The sequence below is a fragment of the Variovorax sp. 770b2 genome (genome assembly GCF_900115685.1).
Classification (GTDB): domain Bacteria; phylum Pseudomonadota; class Gammaproteobacteria; order Burkholderiales; family Burkholderiaceae_C; genus Variovorax.
Genome location: NZ_FOXJ01000010.1, coordinates 144,536 through 166,088, shown reverse-complemented (window position 1 = coordinate 166,088; position 21,553 = coordinate 144,536). Strand labels below are relative to the sequence as shown.

Here is a 21,553-nt window from a genome sequence, read left to right as displayed (position 1 = left end):
GAGAGAGAGGACAGAGGGAGAATGGGGGGGTGACGACCAAGACCCCGAACAGTTTACCCACCGCCCTGGACCACCTGATCGCCCGCTCCGTCGAGCGCGCGGGCGGCTGGATCGGCTTCGACCGCTTCATGGCGCTCGCCCTGTATGCGCCGGGCCTGGGCTACTACGCCAACACCTCGGCCAAGTTCGGCCACATGCCCTCTTCGGGCAGCGACTTCGTGACCGCGCCCGAGCTCACGCCGATGTTCGGCCAGACGCTCGCGGCGCAGGTGGCAGAGGCGCTGGACAAGACCGGCACCGACACCCTCTGGGAATTCGGCGCCGGCTCCGGCGCGCTCGCGGTGCAGTTGCTGCATGCGCTCGACGAGATGGGCCGCAGCGACGTGCGCTACCGCATCGTCGATCTCTCCGGCACCTTGCGGGAGCGCCAGCAGCAGGCGCTGGTGCGTTATGCGGACCGCGTCGAATGGCTCGGCGAACTGCCTGAAAAGATGCAGGGCGTGGTCGTCGGCAACGAGGTGCTCGACGCGATGCCCGTGCAACTGCTGGCGCGCGTGAAAGGCCAGTGGTTCGAACGCGGCGTGGTGCGCAACGCGACCCACGACGGCTGGACCTGGGCCGATCGCGCGACCGAGCTGCGCCCGCCCATCGACGTGCCGGGCGCGCACGACTACCTCACCGAGGTCCACCCGCAGGCGCAGGCCTTCATCGCCACGCTGGCGGACCGGCTGGACAAGGGCGCAGCCTTCCTCATCGACTACGGTTTCCCCGAGAGCGAGTACTACCACCCGCAGCGGCACATGGGCACGGTGATGTGCCACCGCGCGCACCAGGCCGACGGCGATCCGCTGGCCGACGTGGGCTACAAGGACATCACCGCGCACGTCGATTTCACCGGGATCGCGCTCGCGGGACAGGACGCGGGGCTCCAGGTGCTGGGCTACACGAGCCAGGCGCGCTTCCTGCTGAACTGCGGCCTGCTATCGAAGATGGAGCAGGGCACGACCGCGGAGCGCGCGATGGCCGCCCGTCTCATCCACGAGCACGAGATGGGCGAGCTGTTCAAGGTGGTCGGCTTCGCGGTCGGCGACCCGTGGGATGCGATGGGTTTTGCCGAGGGCGACCGCAGCCACGCGCTGTGAACCCGGCCCCGGGAAGAAAAAGCAGGGAATAAGCTAGCAACGAAGAGTTCGTTGGGAAACGGAAGGTCGGCCCCTACATTCCCGGCATGACTGCCGTTCTTTCCCACGAACCCGAGGCCGCCGCGCAGCACTTCGAAGTGCGCCCCTTCGCCGCCCCGGTCGGCGCCGAAATCGTCGGCCTCGACATCGCCAGGCCGATCAACGCCGAAGACTTCGCGCGCATCCACCGCGCCCACCTGGACCACCACGTCGTGGTGTTCCGCGACCAGCAGATCACCCCTGCCGAGCACATCGAATTCAGCCGCCGCTTCGGGCCGCTCGAAATCCATGTGCTGCACCAGTTCCAGCTGAAGAACCACCCCGAGATCCTGATCGTCTCCAACATCAAGGAGAACGGCGAGCCCATCGGTCTCGGCGATGCGGGTGTCTACTGGCACTCCGACATCTCGTACAAGCCCCATCCCAGCCTCGGCTCGCTGCTGCACGCACAGGAGCTGCCGAGCGAAGGCGGCGACACGCTCTTTGCCGACCAGCACCTCGCCTGGGAGGCGCTGCCGGCCGATCTGCAGCAACGCATCCTGCCGCTCAAGGCCGAGCACAGCTACCTGGCCAAATACGAAGAGCTGCGCGCGAAGAACCCGTGGCGGCCCAAGCTCTCGCAGGCGCAGATCGACCAGGTCGCCCCCGCCGTGCAGCCCGTGGTGCGCACGCACCCCGAGACCGGCCGCAAGGCGCTGTTCGTCAGCGAGCATTTCACGACGCGCATCGTCGGCCTGCCGCAGGACGAAAGCGATGCGCTCCTGGCCGAGCTGTTCGCGCACAGCGTGAAGCCCGAGTTCGTGTACCGCCACACCTGGGCGCCGCACGACCTGGTGTTCTGGGACAACCGCTCGCTGATGCACCTGGCCGCCGGCACGCCGGACCACCTGCGCCGCCGCCTGAACCGCACCACCATCGTGGGCGACACGCCTTTCTGATCCTTCTTTTTCCGGACCGCTTTCCATGAACCGCTTCACACGCAAGGCCGCTGCATTCGCCGCCGGCCTCGGCCTCCTCGCCGGCAGTCTCGCGGCGCACGCCGAGGGCCAGATCCGCATTGCCGAGCAGTTCGGCATCGTCTACCTGCTGCTCAACGTCGCGCAGGAACAGAAGCTCATCGAGAAGCACGCCAAGGCCGCGGGCGTCGATGCCAAGGTCGAGTGGATCAAGCTCTCGGGCGGCTCGGCGGTGAACGATGCGCTGCTCTCCGGCAACATCGAGATCGCGGGCGCCGGCGTGGGCCCGCTGCTCACGCTGTGGGACCGCACCAAGGGCAAGCAGAACGTGAAGGGCGTGGCGTCGCTGGGCAACTTTCCGTACTACCTGGTGAGCAACAACCCGAACGTGAAGACGATCGCCGACTTCACCGAGAAGGACCGCATCGCGCTGCCCGCCGTGGGCGTGTCGGTGCAGTCGCGCGTGCTGCAGTTCGCCTCGGCCAAGCTGTGGGGCGACAAGGAATTCAACCGCCTGGACAAGATCAGCGTGGCCCTGCCGCACCCCGATGCGGCCGCGGCCATCATCAAGGGCGGCACCGAGATCACGGGCCACTTCGGCAATCCGCCGTTCCAGGAGCAGGAGCTGGCCGGCAATCCGAATGCGCACATCGTGCTCAATTCGTACCAGGTGCTCGGCGGGCCGGCCTCGGCCACGGTGCTCTACGCCACCGAGAAATTCCGCAGCGAAAACCCCAAGACCTACAAGGCGTTCGTCGACGCACTCGATGAAGCGGCGAAGTTCGTCACGGCCAACCCCGAGAAGGCCGCCGACATCTACCTGAAGGTGGGCAACGCGAAGATCGACCGCGACCTGCTGCTCAAGATCATCAAGAACCCCGAAGTGCAGTTCAAGACCACGCCGCAGAACACCTATGCGCTGGCGGAGTTCATGCACCGCGTCGGCGCGATCAAGAACAAGCCGGCGTCGGTGAAGGACTATTTCTTCGACGACGCGCAGAACAGTTCGGGGAATTGAGTGAGCAACGCGGTCGCCTTGCCCTCCGGGGTTGACTCCCTCGCCCATCGGGAGAGGGCGGGGGGGAGGGGAGAGTCTTCGGCATCGTCACCGGCCCTCGCCCCAACGCTCTCCCGCGAGCGGGAGAGGGGGCAAGACGCTGCGCCGCTGTTGCAAGTCGACGGCGTCAGCCTCGAATACCGCACCCCCGAGCGCGTCGTGCGCGCCACGCACCGCGTGAGCTTCGACGTCCACGCGGCCGACCGCTTCGTGCTGCTCGGCCCCTCGGGCTGCGGCAAGTCCACGCTGCTGAAGGCCGTGGGCGGCTTCATCGCACCTGTCGAAGGCGAGATCCGCCTGGACGGCCAGCGCGTGACGCAGCCCGGCCCCGACCGCATCGTCGTGTTCCAGGAGTTCGACCAGTTGCCGCCCTGGAAGACGGTCAAGCAGAACGTCATGTTCCCGCTGCTCGCCTCGCGCACGCTCGGCAGGAAGGAAGCCGCCGAGCGCGCACTGCACTACCTGGACAAGGTGGGTCTGGCCAAGTTCGCCGACGTGCATCCGCACCAGCTCTCGGGCGGCATGAAGCAGCGCGTGGCGATTGCGCGCGCGCTTGCGATGCAGCCGCGCGTGCTGCTGATGGACGAGCCCTTCGCCGCACTGGACGCGCTCACGCGCCGCAAGATGCAGCAGGAGCTGCTCCAGCTGTGGGACGAGGTGCGCTTCACGCTGCTCTTCGTCACGCACTCGATCGAAGAGGCGCTGGTGGTGGGCAACCGCGTCGCGCTCCTGTCGCCGCATCCGGGGCGCATGCGCGCGGAGGTCAACAGCCATGGCTTCTCGCTCGCGAGCCTGGGCGGCGCGGAGTTCCAGAGCACGGCGCAGCGCATCCACGACATGCTGTTCGAGGAAGAACCCGAAGCGGTGACGACGGCATGAACCCGGCTTTTCTCCCTCCCCCTGGGGGAGGGCAGGAGTGGGGGCAAGCGGCGTATCCATTGCCGTCGGCTCAGTCACCGCCGCTTGCCCCCATCCCAACCTTCCCCCAAAGGGGGAAGGAGCCACATCCGATGAGCACTCTGACGCCTCCCATCCGCCCCGAATACGAGCGCACGCTCGAGCCCTTCACCGAAGTGCCGCTCGAACGCGCGCTGCCGCTGCCTGCCCGCATCTGGGCGCAGGCGGGTGTGCGCAAGGGCCTCATCCTGGTCGTCATCGCCGTGCTCTGGGAGCTCGCGGCGCGCTGGCAGGACAACGACCTGCTGCTGCCCACCTTCACCGCCACCGCGCGCGCGCTGGTCGATGGGCTCGCCAGCGGCGAGCTGATCGAGAAGGTGCGCATTTCGCTGGCCGTGCTGCTGCAGGGGTACCTGGCCGGCGTGCTGCTGGCCTTCGCGCTCACCACGCTGGCGGTGTCCACGCAGATCGGCCGCGACCTGCTGGACACGCTGACATCGATGTTCAACCCGCTGCCCGCCATCGCGCTGCTGCCGCTCGCCTTGCTGTGGTTCGGCCTGGGGCGCGGCAGCCTGGTGTTCGTGCTGATCCATTCGGTGCTGTGGCCGCTGGCGCTCAACACCTACGCGGGCTTCCAGGGCGTGCCCGAGACCCTGCGCATGGCCGGGCGCAACTACGGGCTCAAGGGCCTGCGCTACGTGCTGCAGATCCTGGTGCCGGCCGCGCTGCCGTCGATTCTTTCGGGCCTGAAGATCGGCTGGGCCTTTGCGTGGCGCACGCTGATCGCGGCCGAGCTGGTGTTCGGCGCCTCCTCGGGCAAGGGGGGGCTGGGCTGGTACATCTTCCAGAACCGCAACGAGCTCTACACCGACCGCGTGTTCGCGGGCCTCGCGATGGTGGTGCTGATCGGCCTCCTGGTGGAAAGCCTGGGCTTCAAGACGCTGGAGCGGCTGACCGTGCGGCGCTGGGGCCAGCAGCGCTAGTCAGGGCCAGGGCGGCGGATTCAGCCGCTCGATTTCTTCGCCTGCTGCCGCAGCGCGCGCAGCTCGCCGTTCAGGAACTCGTTGGCGTCGCGCACCGCGCCGTTGTTGAGCTTCACCTTGTAGGCCTGCCCGGTCATCTCCGAGCGTGAGGCGCAGCGCTCGATGAAGTCCTCGGCCGTGGCCAGTTCCTTTTTGAAGTAGTCGTACTTCGCCTGCATGTGCTTGGCGGCGTCGGCGGCGTTGTATTCGTTGCCGTTGCGCAGGAACACCATGGTGCCCATCTTCGCGACGCGCTGGATCAGCGTGTCGATCAGCTTGTCCTCGGCATCCGAAGGCGTGGCCTGGGCCAGCACGGCCGAGGCGCCGAGCAGCAGGGTGAGGAGCGCGGCGCGCAGGAATCTGAAGGAGGCCATTGGTTCTATCCCTGGCAATTTTTGCGCCATGCTAGGGCGACAGCCCTTGTCGTGTCAAACCCACGCCGGCTCGGGTCTAATCGCAGGTTTTGGCACGCGTTCACTCTCCCCAATGAGCTCCTCCACCCCCGATCTGTCGCCGATTGCCGAGGCGCTGGCCGATGCGGCCGCCGCAGTGGCGCTGCACTACTTCCGCACGCCGCTGGACATCATCACCAAGGCCGACGAGAGCCCCGTCACGCTGGCCGACCGCGCCGCCGAGACAGCGATGCGCGAGATCCTCGGCGCCCGCGTGCCGGCCGACGGCATCTACGGCGAAGAGCACGGCCCCGAGCGGCTGGACGCCGAGCGCATCTGGGTGCTCGACCCGATCGACGGCACCCGCAGCTTCATCACCGGCTCGCCGCTCTGGGGCACGCTCATCGGCGTGCTGCAGGGCGAGCGCGTGGTGCTCGGCGTGATCGACATGCCGGTGCTGAAAGAGCGCTGGATCGGCCAGGCCGGCCAGGGCGCCACGCGCGACGGCCAGCCCGTGCGCGTGAGCGGCTGCACCGAGGTGGCCAAGGCCCGCATCGTCACGACCTCGCCCGACATCTTCGCGCCCGCCGACTGGCAGGCGTTCGATCGGCTCAGCCGCCAGTGCGCGATGCGCCGCTTCGGCGGCGACTGCTACGGCTACGCCCAGCTGGCCGGCGGCACCATCGACCTCGTGGTGGAAACCGGCCTGCAGCCCTACGACTGCCTGGGCCCGGCCGGCTTGATCGAGGCCGCGGGCGGCGTCATCACCGACTGGCAGGGCCAGCCGCTGGGCCTGAAGTCCGACGGCAAGGTAATTGCCGCCGCAACGCCCGAACTTCACCGACAAGCGATGGCCGTCCTCGCCGCCTAGACTGCCCCCATGTTCCGCTGGCTGATCGTCGTCGTCCTTGCACTGGTGCTCATGAGCGGGTTGACCGCGTGGCTGCGCCGCTTCGGCTTCGGACGCCTGCCCGGCGATTTCGAGTTTCGCGCCTTCGGCCGCGACTGGCAGCTGCCGATTGCAAGCACCGTGGTGCTCAGCATGATCGCGGCGCTGGTGGCGCGCCTCCTGTAGAGAAAAGACAAACCGCAATGAGAGCCTGCGTTGACATCGGCGGCACCAAGGTCGCCGTGAGCCTTTCCGCCTCCAGCGATGCGCCGTTGATCGGCCGCCGCAGCGAGCCGACCGCCAAGACCGGCGACAACGACGCCGTGGCGGTGCAGATCATGCGGATGATCGACGAGGTCTGCGCCGAGCAGGGCGTAGACCCCGCCGCGATCGACCGCGTGGGCGTGTCCTCGGCGGGGCCCTTCGAGCTGCACGACGGCATGGTCGAGCTGGCCACGCCCAACATCTGCGGGGGCATCGCCGGCCCGGCGCGGGGTCTTCCCAACAACTGGATGACGGCCGTGGTCGAGGCGCCGCTGGCCAGGCGCTTCGCCCGCGTGCGCGTCGAGAACGACGCCGTCGCCGCGCTGGAGGCCGAGCGCCACTGGGGCGCGCTCCAGGGCATGGACCACTGCGCCTACGTCACCTGGAGCACCGGCGTCGGCGTGGGCCTGTGCGTGGACGGCCGCGCGCTGCGCGGCAAGAACGGCAACGCGGGCCATGCGGGCCACAGCTTCGTGGTCGACGACGCCAGCGGCGCGCTCTGCGGCTGCGGCAACGTCGGCGACGTGGAAGGGCTGATCGCTGGCAACTCCATCGCCCGGCGCTTCGGCCAGCCTGCGGCCGACCTGTTCACCTCGGCCGCCGCGGGCGAGCCGCACTCGCTGGAGATCGTCGACGCGCTGTGCCGCGTGATGGGCCGCATGCTCTACAACCTGGTCGCCACGCTCGACCTGCAGCGCATCAGCCTGGGCGGCAGCGTGTTCTGGCACCACCGCGAGTTCCTGCTGCCTCGGCTGCAGGCGCACGTGGACGGCAAGTTGCCGCCGCTCACGCGCGGCGTGCTGCTGGTGCCCGCGGGGCTCGGCGAGAAGGTCGGCGACTACGCCGCGCTGGCTTTGCTGGACTGAGCGGCCGCGCAGCAATACCCTCGGCGAACCATGCGCATCCCGCCACCCCGGTCTCCCCGCCGCAAGTCGTTCGCCTATCTGCTGCTGGTGGTGGGAGGTTTCCTGGGCGCGCACCGCTTCTACCTCGCGAGCTACCTGGGCGGCGCGGCGCAACTGCTGCTGTTGCTGGTCGGGCTCGACAACCTGCCGGGCTCGCGGTTCGCGCTAGCCCTGCTGGGGGCCTGGCTGCTGCTGGACATCTACTGGGTGCACGTGCGCCTGAAGCGCCTGCAGGGGCAGGACGAGAGCGACGCTGCCCGCCGCCCGGCCGCCAAGACCTACGACCTCGAAGCGCTCGGCCACGCCGACGCGCTGCGCGAGCGCTTCGTCGCCGCCGCCGAGATGCACGACTGGGCCAGGGCCGTGGCGTTGGGCGAACAGATCGTCGCCAACGCGCGCAAGGTCTTCAAGGGACCGCACCAGAACCTGGCGATGTCGCTGTGCATGCACGGCCAGGCCTGCTACCAGTTCAAGGCCTTCGACGAGGCCAAGGCCAGCCTCGAAGAAAGCCTGGCCATCGGCCACCGGATCGGCATGCCGGCCGAGGACATGGAGATCGTCCGCAAGGCATTGGCCATGACCCTGGCCGGCATCGGCGAGCATGCCGCCGCGCGCCGGCGCCACGCGCATCTGCCCGCGCAGCTCCCCGCGGATGGCCGCACCGGCGACGACACCGTGCTGCTGGGCCTGCTCGAAGACCAGGAGCGGCGCTACAAGGCCGCCTTCGAGCGGCGCGACCTGGCGCTCGCCGAGCGGCTCTGCGCCGAGGCCGTCCACACCAGCCGCGCGTTGTGCGGCGGGCTGGGCAAGGCCGTCGTGTTCCACCTGGTCAGCCATGCCGAGTTCTGCCGGCAGCTGCAATGGCACGACAAGGCCGTGTCCCTGCTGGACGAATGCCTGGCCATCATCGACCAGCTGGGCCTGGACGACAGCTGGCGGCTCGGCCCGAGCAACACGCTCGCGCTGCTGCACGCCGGCGCCGGCCGCTCCGACGAGGCGGAGGTTCTCTACAAGAAGACCATCGCGATGGCCGTCGCGCTGAGCAAGGGCAACTCGACCGACGAGGTGGTGCGCGCCTTCAACAACCTGGCGTTCCTCTACGCGAACACCGACCAGGACCAGAAGGCCGAGCTCTGCTATGCGCGGGCCATGGTGCACCTGGACAAGCTCGCGCCGGAAGAGAAGGGGGAGGGCGATGCCGACCTGCACGCCGACCTGCTGATCAATTTCGCTCAGCTGCACATGGCGCGCAACGAGTCCGAGCATGCCAAGCCTCTGTTCGAACGTGCGCTGGCCGTCCAGGAGCGCAGCTGCAGGGGCATCTCCACCAGCGCGGCCGCCGCCCACAACGACCTGGGCCTGATCGCGCAGGAAGAGGGCGACCTGCGCGAGGCGCTCAAGCATTTCAGGCGCACGCTGCTGCTCAACCAGATCTGCGCGCCGGACCATTTCGGCAACCTCGCGAATGCGCAGCGCAACATCGACAACGTGAGCCTCGCGCTGGCGGCGGTCGCGCGGGCCGCGCGGCTGGAGCCGAGCACGTGAGCATCGGAGGCGCGTTCTACGCCTTCGACCGTTACCGGCTGCGCGAGCTGGTCATCGATCCGTCCGGCGTGTCGCGCTTTCTCTTCCACACACCCCAGGACAAGGGCGGACCGCACGCCAGCCAGACGGTCGAGCAGGCCTGGGACGTGGTGCGCGTGCTGCTGCCCGAGGCGGTGGACGGCGAACAGCTCGAAGGCACGGACGGCCTGGGCTGCATCTACCTCACGGCCAGCCACGTCGAGCGCGCTGCGGCGCGGCTCGCGCGGCGCAGCGTGCCCGACGCGATGGCGCGATTCACCGGCGAGCCGGCGCAGTTCGCCCAGCTCTACTGGGCGCAGGTCTGGCAGAACGGCGCAGAGGACCTGGTGGATTTCATGGAAGGCGTGAAGCGCTTCTTTGCCGAGGCGGCCGCGCGGCGCGATGCCGTCGTCTTCTACATCGTCTAGGGCAGGGACCCTTTGCGCAGGATGAACAGAGGCCCTAGGCGGACGTCCGCGGCGTCCTGCGCGTGGCCGACACGATTTCGCCCAGTCGCTGCAGCCCCGCATCCACCGCCTTCGAGTACGGCCATCCGCAGTTGATGCGCAGGTAGTTGTCGAAGCGCCCCGAGTTGGAGAACTGCGCGCCCGGCGAGACCAGCATGTGCTCGCGCAGCGCCGCCTCGAACACGGTGACCGACGAGCGCTGCTCGGGCAGCTCGACCCACAGCTGCAGGCCGCCGCGCGGCAGGTTCAGCCGCGTGCCCGGCGGAAAGTACCTGGCGATGGCGTCGGCCGTCTGGTCGCGCTGCACGTGCAGCCGGTCGCGCAGGCGCCGAAGGTGCCGGTCGTAGCCGCCGCTTGCGATGAACTCGCCCGCGGCGATCTGCGCGAGCGCCTCGTTGTTGCGCGTCTGCGCGTACTTGAGCATTTCCACCTGCGCGTGCCAGCGCCCTGCGGTGATCCAGCCCAGGCGCAGGCCCGGCGCCAACACCTTGTGCAACGAGGCGCAATAGATCACGTTGCCCGTGCGGTCCCACGACTTCACGGCGCGCAGCGGCACCTCGGTCTCCACCAGGTCGCTGTAGGTGTCGTCTTCGACCAGCGCGATGCCATGGCTCTCGCACAGCTGCACGAGGCGCTGCTTGTGGGCATCGGGCATCACGCTGCCGATGGGGTTCTGCAGGTGCGGCACCACCACCACGGCCTTGATGTCGTCGTAGGTGTGGATGGCCAGGTCGAGTGCTTCGATGGAGATGCCGGTCTGCGGGCTGGTCGGAATCTCCAGTGCGCGCATGCCCAGGCTCTCGAGCACCTGCAGCAGGCCGTAGAAGGTGGGCGATTCCACGGCCACGGTGTCGCCCGGCTTGGCGACGGCGCGCAGCGCGAGGTTCAGCGCCTCGATGCAGCCGTTGGTGACCAGCACCTCGTCGGGCGACACCGTCATGCCCACGCGCAGGTTGCGCTGAGCGACGGCCTCGCGGAACTGTTCGTGGCCCTTCTGGGACGAGGCGGTGGTCAGCAGCTCGGGCCGCTGGCGCAGCGCCCGCGTCATGGAATTGCGCAGCGCCTCGGCCGGGTACAGCTCGGGGGCGGCGCGTGCGATGGCGAAGTTGAGCTTCACGCCGGCATGGCGTCCGCGCGCCATGAAGTTGGCCATGCGGGTGCGCATGCTGACGAACTGCGCGGGGTCCGGCGGCACGTCGGCCACGGGCTCTTCCATCGGCGCGATGGCCAGGCGCTGCGGCCGGCGCACGAAGTAGCCCGAGCGGTCGCGCGCCTCGACCCAGCCGTCGCTCTCCATTGCGCGGCACAGCTGCAGCGCGGTCGAGAGGCTGATCCCGTGCAGGCGCATCAGCGTGCGCAGCGACGGCAGCTTGTCGCCCTGCTTGAGCGAGCCGGTGTGGATCGCGTCCACGTAGTGCGCTGCGAGTTGCCGGTAGAGCGGTAGCGAGTCCATGGCGTCGATGCTCCCCCAAACGGGCATCCGAAAACAGATGCAGTTGAACGGGAAAACGACCATAACAGATGGGGTGGCGCCTGGCTGTTCCGGTGCGAATAGCCGATGTTTGTGCCTGTTTTTTCAGCGCCCGAATTTCTACGATCTGGACTCGCCGAATCGCTTTTCATCCACCAGAGGCCCACCATGATCACCACCCTGTCCCAAGCACCCGACTCCATCGTCCTGGAGCCCGGCCAGTCCCTGCGCACCTGCGTCGATGCAGGCACCTGGCTGCAGGTGGCCGAAGGGCGCGTGCGGGTCGTGTCGCCGCCGGGCTGGTTCGGCGGCACGGTGTTCATGAGCGAGACGGCACTCGACGAGGGCGACGTGCATCGCATGGAGCACGGCGGGTGGATCGAGGTGTCGGCGCTGGCGCCTGCGCATCTGCGGGTGCATGCGCCGAAGGTGTCGCCGGCGGCTTCTGCTTATTCCGAGGCTCGGCCGGTGATGCGCTTCGTGCGGCTGCTCACCGGTTGGTAGGAGGCATTCAGGGCGAGTGCGCAGGCCACCGGGTACTCCCCTCCGCGAATGTCCCCCGGCCTTCGCCTCCTCCTTAATTTCGCTGCGGGGAGCACCCGATGCCCTGCGCACATGAGCACGCTGTCGTTGTGCCGGCCGATCAATCTGTGCGCTCGAAGATCGCGCTGGCGGTGGGCCCTGTTTCGCGAAATCAAGGGGGAGGGCGAAGCCCGGAGGACATTCGCGAAACAGGGCCCACCGTCGGCGTGATCGCCGCCCCGACCAGCAGCCTCAGCGTTCGCTGGCCGCCTCGCGCAGCGCGTCCAGAAAGCTGCGGCGCCACCAGTGAATGTCCTGCTCGCGGATGCGCGACAGCAGCTTCTGGTGGCGCTCGCGCCGCTCTTCCAGCGGCATCTGCAGCGCCTGCTGCACCGTCTCGGCCGTGCCGTGCGTGTCGTACGGATTGACCAGCAGCGCTTCCTTCAACTGCTCGGCCGCGCCGGCAAAGCGCGACAGCACCAGCACGCCCGGATCGGCCGGGTCCTGCGCCGCGATGTATTCCTTGGCGACGAGGTTCATGCCATCGCGCAGCGGTGTGACCAGGCCCACCGCGGCGGCGCGGCACAGGCCGGGCACCCGCTTGCGCGCCACCATGCGGTGGATGTAGCGCACCGGCATCCAGTCGAGCTCGCCGTAGTCGCCGTTGATCGCGCCGCACAGCGACTCCAGCTCGCGCCGGATGTCGCCATACGCATCGACCGTCTCGCGCGTGGGCGAGGCGATCTGGATCAGCGTGGCGCTGCGCCGGTTCTCCGGGTAGTTGGCGAGCAGCTCGCGGAACGCGCGCACGCGCTGCGGGATGCCCTTGGAGTAGTCGAGCCGGTCGATGCCCAAGAGGAGACGCCGGCTCGAGTACTCGCGCTTCATGGTCTCGTACATGTCGCGCGATTCCTTGGCGTGCGTGAGCGCGGCGAATTCGTCCACGTCGATGCCGATCGGGAACGCGCTGCAGCGCACCGTCTGCCCGTAGGCGCGGTACATCTCGCCGCCCAGGTACTCGCCGTGCGCTTCGTTGCGCACGTAGTGCTCGAAGTGCTGCACGTCCTGCTGGGCCTGGAAGCCGATCAGGTCGTAGGAGAACAGCGAGCGCATCAGCCACTCGTGCTGCGGAATGGCCGCCACGATGATCTGCGGCGGCAGCGGAATGTGCAGGAAGAAGCCGATGCGCTGCTTGCAGCCCATCGCGCGCAACTCGGCGGCCAGCGGCATCAGGTGGTAGTCGTGGATCCAGATGACGTCGTCGTCCTTGAGCATCGGCAGCAGCTTGCGCGCGAACAGTTGGTTCACGCGCCGGTAGCCGCCGATGAAGGCGGCCTCGAAATGGGCCAGGTCCAGGCGGTTGTGGAACACCGGCCAGAGCACGTCGTTGCTGTAGCCGAGGTAATAGCTGTCGTGGTCCTCGCGGCTCAGGTCGATGGTGGCCAGCGTGACCTTGCCGGCCTGCTGCTTGTGCAGTTCGCCTTCGCCGGTGGGGCCGTTCTCCACGACATGGCCGCTCCAGCCGAACCAGAGGCCGCCGCTTTGCTGCAGGCTTTCGCCGAGTGCGACTGCGAGGCCGCCGGCGGCGGGCTTGCGTGGATCGGCCACGCGGTTGGAAACAACGACAAGTCGGCTCATATGCACGAATCCCAAGGGGCGGACAGACGCACAGCCGCATTGATGATGCCGACCATCGAATAGGTCTGCGGAAAGTTGCCCCACATCTCGCCCGTGACCGGGTGGGTGTCTTCCGAGAGCAGGCCCAGCGGGTTGCGCGCCGCGAGCATGGTCTCGAAGATCTGGCGTGCCTCGGCTTTGCGGCCGATCTTGGCAAGTGCGTCGATGCGCCAGAAGGTGCAGATGTTGAAGGCGGTCTCGGGCTTGCCGAAATCGTCGGCCGCTTCGTAGCGGCGCATGTAGGGGCCGTCGCAAAGCGACTTTTCCATCGCGTCCACGGTGGAGATGAAGCGCGGATCGCGCGCGTCGATCAGGCCCACCTCGACCATCAGCAGGATGCTCGCGTCCAGCTCGTGCCCGCCGAAGCTCTCGGCAAAGGCCTGGCGCTCTTCGCACCACGACTTGGCCAGGATCTCTTCCTTCATGCGCGCGGCGTGGCCGTGCCAGTAGGCGGCGCGTTCGGGCAGTTCGAGCGTGCGCGCGATCTTGGAGAGCCGGTCGCAGGCGGCCCAGCTCATGAGCGCCGAGCTGGTGTGCACGCGTGCGCGCGTGCGCAGCTCCCACATGCCGGCATCGGGCGTGCCGTAGACGCGCACGGCCTGTTCGCCCACGGCTTCCAGGTGCGGAAACTCGGCCACGCCCGCGCGGCTCAGGAGCCGGTGGTCGTGAAAGGCCTGCGCCGCGCCCAGTACGATGTTGCCGTACACGTCGTGCTGGAAATGCTCCTGCGCCTGGTTGCCCACGCGCACCGGACCCATGCCGCGGTAGCCCGGAAGACCGTCGACGAACGACTCGGGCAGTTCGCGCTCCAGCCCGATGCCATACAGCGGCTGGATGTGCTCGCCGTGCGAGCCGATCACCACGTTGCCGAGCCAGCGCAGGTAGTCCTCCATCGTGCCCACTTCGCTCAGCGAATTGAGCGCGCGCACCACGAAGAAGGCGTCGCGCAGCCAGCAGTAGCGGTAGTCCCAGTTGCGCTGGCTGCCCGGCGCCTCGGGGATGCTGGTGGTCATGGCCGCGACGATGGCGCCGGTGTCCTCGTACAGCGACATCTTCAGCGTGATGGCCGCGCGGATCACCGCATCCTGGTACTCGAAGGGAATCGCCAGGCGCTTGCTCCAGGTGCGCCAGTAGGCGATGGTCTCCTGCTCGAACTTGCGCGCCGTGTCGGCGATGCCGTCCAGCAGCGTCTCGTCCACGCCGAACATGAAGTTGTATTCGCGCGAGATCACGAAGGGCTGGCGCGCGAGGATGTGCGAGATCGAGGCGTCGGTGTTCAGCCTGAGCGTCACGTCGGGGCCGACGTAGCGGATGTGGTTGCTGCCGCGCGTCACTTCGATCGGCTCGGAGGCGCCCCACTGGAAGCGCGGGTCCAGCGACACGCGGATGCGCGGCGCGCCGGCAATCGGCCGCACGCGGCGCACCATCATGAGCGGGCGGAAGTAGCGCGAGCGGCTGTAGAAGCGCGGCGCGAAGTCGGTGATCTCGATGCCCTGGCCGGCGCTGTCGAAGAGCTGCGTGCGCAGCACGGCCGTGTTCGGCTCGTACCACTGCCTGGCTTCTGCGAAGTCCTCGATGTCGATGCTCCATGCGCCCGCGCCTTCGCCGGGATGCAGCAGCGCGTTGAACACCGGGTCGCCGTCGAAGCGCGGCAGGCAGCACCAGACCGCGCGGCCGCGCGCATCGATGAGTGCGCTGTAGGCGCAGTTGCCGATCACGCCGACGTTCAGCGACGGCTCGGCCGGCGGCGCAAACCCGCGCGGGCCGGGTGCCGCGGCGGCCTTCACGTCGACCGGCGCGCGGTCGTCGGGCCCGGCGGCGTCGGCCAGCGCCTCGCCGGCGCGGTCCTCGGGCGCCTTCGACAGTTGTTCTTCGCTCATCCGGGGCTCCTCGGGTCTTCGGTTTTCTGTTCGGTGTTTTCTTCGACCCTGGAGGCGGGCGGTGCCGCCAGCATGTCGCGCGCCTGCACCAGCCATTCGTACACCGCGCGCGGCGATTCGAGCCGGTGCAGCGCCAGACTCGGCCCCGAGCCGACCTTGATCGCGATGCCGCCGCGCGGCTGCACGACAGCGAAGCCGCTCTCGTCGGTGGTGTCGTCGCCCGCGAAGACAGGGGTGCGGCCCGCGAAGGGCGCCTCGGTCATGAAGGCATCGATGGCAATGCCCTTGTTGACGCCCGCGGGCTTCACCTCGAAGACGAACTTGCCATGCATCAGCTCGAGCGCCGGACGGCCCTCGATGGCGCGCGACATCGCATCGCGGCACACCGCCTCCAGCTGCGGCGCCAGGCGGTAGTGCAGCGCGATGGCGGCGTGCTTGCGCTCCACCAGCAGGCCTTCGTGCACGCGCGCGAGCTCGTTGGCGATGTCCAGGATGGGCACGAGGTCGGGCGCGTGCTGCTCCTGCATGTGGCCCTTGGCGTCGCGGCGCTGCACGCCGTGCTCGCCGGCGGCGGGCAGGCGCAGCGGTGCGAGAAAACGGTCGATGGCGTCGATCTGGCGCCCGGACACCACGGCGAGCGCGCCGCCGAGCTGGTCGCGCAGGTCGCCCAGCAAGGCGACCAGCGCGGGGGGAATCTCGATGGCCTCGGGGGTGGGCGCAAGGCCCACCAGCGTGCCATCGAAATCGAGAAAGAGGGCGGCGTCCCGGCCCAGCGGAGGAGGCAACTGCGCGTTGCTGTCGGAGGACTTTGGCATTGGTAAAAACCATAACACGGGCTGCGCGCGCCGCGTGTCGGCCAAAGCCGGACGTGATTCGCGGCCTCTGCCGCGACCTGTCATGCAGGCTGCGGGGCGGCGGGGTCGTGGCCCAGGCCGGGCACGAAGTCGGACAGCATGCGCAGCAGCGTGGCCGCGTTCACCGGCTTGAACAGCACCGGCACGCCGGAGGCGCGCACGCGCTGCAACCGCTCGGGCGCGGTCTCGCCAGTCACCAGCACGAGCGGCGCCTGGAGCCCGAAGCGGCGCTGCAGGCGCTGCCCCACGTCCAGGCCGTTGTCGCCGTTGGAGAGGCGGTAGTCGCACAGCAGCAGCGCGAACGGCCGGTCCTGCGCATCGGGTTGGGCCAGCGCCGCGATGGCCTCGGCCTCGTTGGCGGCCGTCTCGACGGCGATGCCGTGGGCGTGCAGCAGCCCGCGCATGGCTTCGCGGATCTCGGCTTCATCGTCGATCAGCAGGACGCGGCCGTGGGCCGCTGCCACCGCCACCGGCGCGGCGGCTGGAGTGTGTGCGGGCGCGACGGGCCGGTCCTCGTGCCGCGGCGCGGCCGCGACCACCGGCAGCTGCAGGCGAAAGCGCGTGCCGCGCCCGACGCGCGAAGTCACTTGCACCGGATGGTCGAGCAGGCGCGACAGCCGCTGGACGATCGACAGGCCGATGCCCAGGCCCTGCGCGCGGTTGCGGCCCGGGTTCTGTACCTGGTAGTACTCCTCGAACACACGGTCCTGCTGCTCGGGCGCGATGCCGATGCCGGTGTCCAGCACCTCGATCCACACCGCGTCGCCGCGAAGGTGCGCCCGCACGGCGATGCCGCCGTGCGCGGTGTACTTCAGCGCGTTGTCCACGAGGTTCGAGAGCATGCGATAGAGCAGCTGCGGGTCGCTGTGCACCCACAGGCCGCTCGCGCGCACCCGCAACTGCAGCGCGCGCTGCTCGGCCTGCGCGGTGAACATGTGGTTGAGGGAGCGGAACATCGCGTCCAGCGACACCGGCACGATGTCCGGCGTGATCACGCCCGCGTCCAGGCGCGAGACGTCCAGCATGGTGTCCAGCGAGTTGCCCAGCGCATTCACCGCGCGCATCAGCCGCTGCGCGTTGCGGCTGCCGTGGTGCTCGCGCAGCTCGTTTTCCAGCGCGGCGCCGAAGAGGGCGATGGCGTGCAGCGGCTGGCGCAGGTCGTGGCTGGCGGTGGCCAGGAAGCGCGTCTTCTCGGCGCTCGCGCGCTCGGCAGCGGCGATCTGCACGCCCAGCTGCGCGGCCAGGGCCTCGTTCTCGAAGCGCAGCACCAGCGAATCGGTCAGGAGCCTGTGCTGCTGGCCGCCCACGCGCAGCGTGAACAGCAGGTAGCCAAGGCTGAACACTGCCAGGAACAGGTGCATGGCGTCGCCCTGCCAGGCCAGCGCGGCGATCAGGCTCGCCATCATCGGCAGGGTGTAGCCGTAGAGCGCGGGCTTGAGCGGCCACAGCAGCTGCATGGCACGGGCGCAGCTGCCGATGATGACGACGGTCAGCACCGAGGTGGTGGGCAGGTCGTCGGCCGAGATGAAGAGCCACGGCGCCGTGGCCGTCGCCATGCTCACCAGCGTGACGGTGCGCGAATGCCGGAGCGCCCAGCGGGTGGTGTCCTTCAGCGGCACACCGGCGTGCCAGCGCGGCATGAGGTACAGGGCGAGGCCGAACGTCAGGTGGGCGGCCATCCAGGCCAAGATCCACCACCGCGGGCGGTGCACGTACATGACGATGCCCAGTGCCGCGCCCAGGCCGAAGTGGACCAGGATCGACGCGTTGTACGCCGCGTACACCGAGGCCACGTGCTCCCGCAGCACGCGCAGCCCGAGATCGCCCGGCACGGCCGGACGGGGCGGCGAGGATTCGTGTGACAGCTTCGGCTCGGTGGCATTCACCCGATCGATGCTATCGGCGCGATCCGCGAGGAGAAGTGCCAGAAGTCATGCCTGCGCGGGGCATGGCCGCGGCGTCTTCAGGCCAGCGACGCCGCCACGGCCTCGATGCGCGCGCGGTGGATGGCCTCGCCGATCTGCGGCCCGGACGCGCCCGACTGCTGCGCCTTGCGCGCGACCACGTCGGTGGGCACGGCCGCGGCGGTGGCCAGCACGGCGAGCAGGCGCTCGCGCTGCGGATAGGGCTTGTCCTCGAACCCGAGCCGGCCGCGCGCATCGCACTCGCAGGCCAGCAGCACCTCGGCGAAACGCGCGGGCTTCCTGAAGGCGTCGCAGCGCTCCAGGAGGCGCACCAGCGGCGCCGCATCGAGCTCGCCGCTGCGGTGCACGTTGCCGTGCTCGCGCGCCACCACCTCGGCCAGCTCGCGGATATCCACCGGCACGCGCCAGCGGTCGCACACCGCGTGCAGCAGGTCGACGCTGCGCTTCTCGTGGCCGATGTGGCGCGGCAGCACATCGGCGGGCGTGGTGCCCTTGCCCAGGTCGTGCATCAGGCAGGCGAAGCGCACCGGCAGGGTGGCCGCAAGCCGCGCGCTGGTGTCGATGACCATCATCAGGTGCACGCCGGTGTCGATCTCGGGGTGATGCGCCTCGGGCTGCGGCACGCCCCAGAGCCGGTCGACTTCGGGCAGCAGCACGGCGAGGGCGCCGCATTCGCGCAGCGCTTCGAACATGCGCGAGGGGCGCGTTTCCGCGAGGCCGCGCGCGAGCTCCTGCCAGACGCGCTCGGGCACCAGCGCATCGGCCTCGCCGGCGCTGACCATCCCGCGCATCAGTGCCATGGTTTCGGGTGCGACCGAGAAATCGTCGAAGCGCGCGGCAAAGCGCGCCACCCGCAGGATGCGCACCGGGTCTTCGCGGAAGGCGTCGGTCACGTGGCGCAGCAGCCGGCCCTGCAGGTCGCGCTGGCCGTGGAAGGGGTCGGCCAGGTTTTCGGGGTCAGGTTCGAATTGGCCGTCGGCGCCCACCAGTTCGGCCGGCAGCGCGATGGCGTTGATGGTGAGGTCGCGCCGGGCGAGGTCCTCCTCCAGCGTCACGTCGGGCGCGGTGTGGATGGTGAAGCCGCGGTAGCCGGGCGCGCTCTTGCGCTCGGTGCGGGCGAGGGCGTATTCCTCGCGCGTCTCCGGATGCAGGAACACCGGGAAGTCGCGCCCCACGGGCAGGTAGCCGCGCCGGGTCATGTCTTCGGGCGTGGCGCCGACGACCAGCCAGTCGTGGTCGGAGACCGGTCGCCCGAGCAGCCGGTCGCGGACGGCGCCGCCGACGAGAAAGATTTTCATGGCCGCAGTGTAGGGACGGAGAGAGAGGGGGAGATCGCGAATGAGCCGGGAATTAGCCCGGGATGCGAGATAGGGATACCCCGCACCCACTAAATAGAACGAGCGTTCGATAATTCGAATTGCAAACAGAACGAACGTTCGTTTATTTGCTCGAATGCAGCGCCCGCCAGGGGCCGCACCGCGTTCGCGGGGATTTTTCAACCAAAGGAGCATTCACATCATGAAGAAAACAATGTTTGCGCTGGCGGCTCTGGGTGCCTTGGCATCCGGCAGTGCGTTCGCGCAAAACGCCGGTGACTGGGTCGCCGGTGCGGGCTGGTTTCACCTGGCGCCCCAGGATTCGAGCAAGCCGCTCCAGGTGACTGCGCCGGTGCAGAGCGTGCTGCAGGGTTCGGGCGCCGGCGTCAAGGACTCGGACACGCTCGGCCTGAGCCTGGCCTACTTCCTCGACAGCCACTGGGCTGTGGAAGGCGTCCTGGGCATTCCGCCGAAGTTCAAGCTCGAGGGCCAGGGCACGCTGGCCCGCGTGGGTGAATTGGGCGAAGCCCGCCAATGGAGCCCCACGGTCCTGGTGAAGTACAACTTCAACGAAGGCAACGACGCCTTCCGTCCGTTCGTCGGCCTGGGCGCCACCTACGTCTGGTACAGCGACGTGAAGCTCACCTCGAACCTGCAGGGCGCGCTGGCCAGCCAGTTCCGCCAGTCGCCCTATTCGGTGAACACCACCGCCAAGCTCGACAGCTCGTTCGCCCCCGTGCTCAACGCCGGTGTCTCCTACCAGTTCGACAAGCACTGGGGCATCGCGTTCTCGGTGTCGTACATCCCGCTGAAGACCAAGGCCAAGCTGACCACGACCTCGATCACCGGCCTGCCGGTCGCCCGCAGCGAAGCGAGCCTGAAGCTGAACCCGATCGTCACCTTCCTGTCGGCAACCTACAGGTTCTGACCCGCCCCCGGCACCTGCTCCGAACGCCTTACCGCCCCGTGCGGTAGGGCTCTTCGAACTGCAGGAAATCCTTTTCCGCCAGCGCTTCGTCGATCCAGGCCTTGATGCCCGGCAGCGCCTGCACGCGTTCGATGTAGGCCGAGATGGCCGCCGGCACCGGCAACCCGTAGGTCTTGATGCGCGTGCCGATGGGCGCGAAGTAGGCGTCGGCGATGGTGAATTCACCGAACAGCAGCGGGCCGCCATGGGTGCCCAGCAAGTCGCTCCACATTTGCACGATGCGGTCCAGGTCGCTGCGCACGCCGGGCTGTTCCTTCAGCAGCTTCGCGCCGACTTCGGGCAGCGACGCCTCGATGTTCATGCCGCAATGGCCGCGCAGGCCCCCGAAGCCCGAATGCATCTCGGCGCAGATGCTGCGCGCGCGCGCCCGGTCGGCGGCGCCCTTGGGCCACAGCGCTTTGTCGGGAAAGGTCTCGGCCAGGTATTCGGCGATGGCCAGCGTGTCCCAGACCACCAGGTCGCCATCGACCAGCACCGGCACCTTGGCCACCGGGTTGAGCGGCGCGATGGTGTGCTTGAACTGCGACTCCGCCTCGAACGAATCGAAGCGCACCATCACTTCGTCGAAGGCGATGCCGGCCTGCTTCATGAGCACCCAGGGGCGCATGGACCACGACGAGTAGTTCTTGTTGCCGATGTAGAGCTTGCGCATCAGGGGTTCCTCCTGTTCGGTTTCAGTGCAAAGCCTTCGATGCTAGCCGCGCGGTGCGCCGCCATTGATGCCGAACGCGATGCGAATTGATGCGGGCCGGCGCGTTCAGCGGTCGCGCGGCTTGTCGTCCGGCGAGGCGACGACGCGCGGGGCGCCCTGGGCATCGTCCTTGGCGACGGTGCGCTCCAGCAGGCTCACCAGCCGCGGCACCAGCGACAGCACCGCCAGCGCCAGCAGCGCGCTCAGCACCGCGGTCGCCTCGCGGCCGAGCCCGCAGGCCATGCCGATGGCCGCCGTCATCCAGAGGCCCGCGGCGGTGGTGAGGCCCTGCACGTGCGATTCGTCCTTGCCCTGCTTGAGGATGGTGCCGGCGCAGAGAAACCCCACGCCCGCCACCAGCCCCTGGATCACGCGGCTCATGTCGGCCGGCACGATGCCGGTCTGCTGCGGAATCAGCACGAACATCGCCGAGCCGATCGCCACCAGCATGTGCGTGCGCACGCCGGCCGCCTTGCCCTGTTGCTCCCGCTCGAAGCCCAGCACGAAACCCAGGATGGCGGCGAGCGTGAGGCGAACGACGATGCGCGTGAGCTGTGCGACGTCCGTCACGTCCGAGAACTCGGAGGCGATGGTGTCGAGCACCTCGTCGCGCCAGTTCATCTCAGGCCTTCCGCC

21 protein-coding genes are annotated in these 21,553 nt (G+C 68.8%); 12 read left to right on the top strand and 9 right to left on the bottom strand.

Annotation, left to right across the window (positions count from 1 at the left end; all coding sequences use genetic code 11):
* Window positions 1–29: 29 nt before the first annotated feature.
* The 5 genes from BM133_RS32485 to BM133_RS32465 all read left to right on the top strand — a co-directional run bounded on the left by BM133_RS32485 (window position 30) and on the right by BM133_RS32465 (window position 5,074).
* Window positions 30–1,142: a class I SAM-dependent methyltransferase gene (locus BM133_RS32485; protein ID WP_093443333.1), complete on the top strand. Its 1,113-nt coding sequence runs from the start codon at window positions 30–32 to the stop codon at window positions 1,140–1,142.
* An 86-nt stretch (window positions 1,143–1,228) separates the two neighbouring features.
* Entirely contained in the window at window positions 1,229–2,119 is an 891-nt protein-coding gene (locus tag BM133_RS32480; protein WP_093443331.1) for a TauD/TfdA dioxygenase family protein, read from the top strand.
* A gap of 25 nt (window positions 2,120–2,144) precedes the next feature.
* Window positions 2,145–3,155, top strand: a complete 1,011-nt coding sequence (locus tag BM133_RS32475; protein WP_093443329.1) for an ABC transporter substrate-binding protein — start codon at window positions 2,145–2,147, stop codon at window positions 3,153–3,155.
* 147 nt (window positions 3,156–3,302) lie between these two features.
* On the top strand, window positions 3,303–4,073 hold the full coding sequence (locus BM133_RS32470; RefSeq protein ID WP_093443409.1) for an ABC transporter ATP-binding protein: 771 nt from the start codon (window positions 3,303–3,305) through the stop codon (window positions 4,071–4,073).
* Window positions 4,074–4,204: 131 nt separating this feature from the next.
* Window positions 4,205–5,074, top strand: a complete 870-nt coding sequence (locus tag BM133_RS32465) for an ABC transporter permease (RefSeq protein ID WP_093443327.1) — start codon at window positions 4,205–4,207, stop codon at window positions 5,072–5,074.
* 20 nt (window positions 5,075–5,094) lie between these two features.
* Here BM133_RS32465 and BM133_RS32460 read toward each other — a convergent pair whose 3' ends face one another.
* Window positions 5,095–5,487, bottom strand: a complete 393-nt coding sequence (locus BM133_RS32460; RefSeq protein ID WP_093443325.1) for a DUF5329 family protein — start codon at window positions 5,485–5,487, stop codon at window positions 5,095–5,097.
* 112 nt (window positions 5,488–5,599) lie between these two features.
* On the opposite strand from BM133_RS32460, the gene hisN reads away from it, so the two are divergent.
* Genes hisN through BM133_RS32435 form a run of 5 tightly spaced genes read left to right on the top strand, consistent with a single transcriptional unit; the run spans window position 5,600 to window position 9,554 of the window.
* The gene (hisN, locus tag BM133_RS32455) at window positions 5,600–6,376 is read left to right on the top strand and encodes a histidinol-phosphatase (RefSeq protein ID WP_093443323.1); all 777 of its coding nucleotides are present in this window, start codon (window positions 5,600–5,602) and stop codon (window positions 6,374–6,376) included.
* Window positions 6,377–6,385: 9 nt separating this feature from the next.
* A complete protein-coding gene (locus BM133_RS32450; protein WP_056575522.1) occupies window positions 6,386–6,580 on the top strand; it encodes a DUF2905 domain-containing protein in 195 nt (64 codons plus the stop codon).
* Window positions 6,581–6,597: 17 nt separating this feature from the next.
* Window positions 6,598–7,524: an ROK family protein gene (locus BM133_RS32445; protein ID WP_093443321.1), complete on the top strand. Its 927-nt coding sequence runs from the start codon at window positions 6,598–6,600 to the stop codon at window positions 7,522–7,524.
* A 30-nt stretch (window positions 7,525–7,554) separates the two neighbouring features.
* Window positions 7,555–9,108 carry a tetratricopeptide repeat protein gene (locus tag BM133_RS32440; RefSeq protein ID WP_093443319.1) on the top strand — a complete coding sequence of 518 codons (1,554 nt, stop codon included), beginning with the start codon at window positions 7,555–7,557 and terminating at the stop codon, window positions 9,106–9,108.
* Window positions 9,105–9,554: a DUF1877 family protein gene (locus tag BM133_RS32435; RefSeq protein ID WP_093443317.1), complete on the top strand. Its 450-nt coding sequence runs from the start codon at window positions 9,105–9,107 to the stop codon at window positions 9,552–9,554. The genes BM133_RS32440 and BM133_RS32435 overlap by 4 nt, the downstream gene beginning before the upstream one ends.
* Before the next feature lie 34 nt (window positions 9,555–9,588).
* Here the strand turns inward: BM133_RS32435 and BM133_RS32430 are convergent, their stop codons facing one another.
* Window positions 9,589–11,046, bottom strand: coding sequence for an aminotransferase-like domain-containing protein (locus tag BM133_RS32430; protein ID WP_093443315.1), 1,458 nt, complete (start codon window positions 11,044–11,046; stop codon window positions 9,589–9,591).
* Between the two features lie 186 nt (window positions 11,047–11,232).
* Between BM133_RS32430 and BM133_RS32425 the strand changes: the two genes are divergently transcribed.
* Complete coding sequence (locus BM133_RS32425; protein WP_093443313.1) at window positions 11,233–11,568, top strand: hypothetical protein; 336 nt, start codon at window positions 11,233–11,235, stop codon at window positions 11,566–11,568.
* A gap of 270 nt (window positions 11,569–11,838) precedes the next feature.
* Here the strand turns inward: BM133_RS32425 and otsA are convergent, their stop codons facing one another.
* From otsA to BM133_RS32400, 5 genes are all read right to left on the bottom strand, one after another.
* Window positions 11,839–13,224 (bottom strand): alpha,alpha-trehalose-phosphate synthase (UDP-forming), encoded by a 1,386-nt coding sequence (otsA, locus tag BM133_RS32420; protein WP_093443311.1) that lies wholly within the window; start codon window positions 13,222–13,224, stop codon window positions 11,839–11,841.
* Window positions 13,221–15,143: a glycoside hydrolase family 15 protein gene (locus BM133_RS32415; protein WP_093443309.1), complete on the bottom strand. Its 1,923-nt coding sequence runs from the start codon at window positions 15,141–15,143 to the stop codon at window positions 13,221–13,223. The genes otsA and BM133_RS32415 overlap by 4 nt, the downstream gene beginning before the upstream one ends.
* Entirely contained in the window at window positions 15,140–15,958 is an 819-nt protein-coding gene (otsB, locus tag BM133_RS32410; protein ID WP_093443307.1) for a trehalose-phosphatase, read from the bottom strand. The genes BM133_RS32415 and otsB overlap by 4 nt, the downstream gene beginning before the upstream one ends.
* An 80-nt stretch (window positions 15,959–16,038) precedes the next feature.
* Window positions 16,039–17,883, bottom strand: a complete 1,845-nt coding sequence (locus BM133_RS32405) for an ATP-binding response regulator (protein WP_093443305.1) — start codon at window positions 17,881–17,883, stop codon at window positions 16,039–16,041.
* A 77-nt stretch (window positions 17,884–17,960) separates the two neighbouring features.
* Window positions 17,961–19,220, bottom strand: a complete 1,260-nt coding sequence (locus tag BM133_RS32400) for a multifunctional CCA addition/repair protein (RefSeq protein ID WP_093443303.1) — start codon at window positions 19,218–19,220, stop codon at window positions 17,961–17,963.
* A gap of 220 nt (window positions 19,221–19,440) precedes the next feature.
* Between BM133_RS32400 and BM133_RS32395 the strand changes: the two genes are divergently transcribed.
* Window positions 19,441–20,166, top strand: a complete 726-nt coding sequence (locus BM133_RS32395; RefSeq protein WP_093443301.1) for an OmpW/AlkL family protein — start codon at window positions 19,441–19,443, stop codon at window positions 20,164–20,166.
* Window positions 20,167–20,194: 28 nt separating this feature from the next.
* Here the strand turns inward: BM133_RS32395 and BM133_RS32390 are convergent, their stop codons facing one another.
* Both BM133_RS32390 and BM133_RS32385 read right to left on the bottom strand, forming a co-directional pair.
* Entirely contained in the window at window positions 20,195–20,878 is a 684-nt protein-coding gene (locus BM133_RS32390; RefSeq protein WP_093443299.1) for a glutathione S-transferase family protein, read from the bottom strand.
* Between the two features lie 105 nt (window positions 20,879–20,983).
* Window positions 20,984–21,538, bottom strand: coding sequence for an MgtC/SapB family protein (locus tag BM133_RS32385; RefSeq protein ID WP_093443297.1), 555 nt, complete (start codon window positions 21,536–21,538; stop codon window positions 20,984–20,986).
* Window positions 21,539–21,553: the final 15 nt, after the last annotated feature.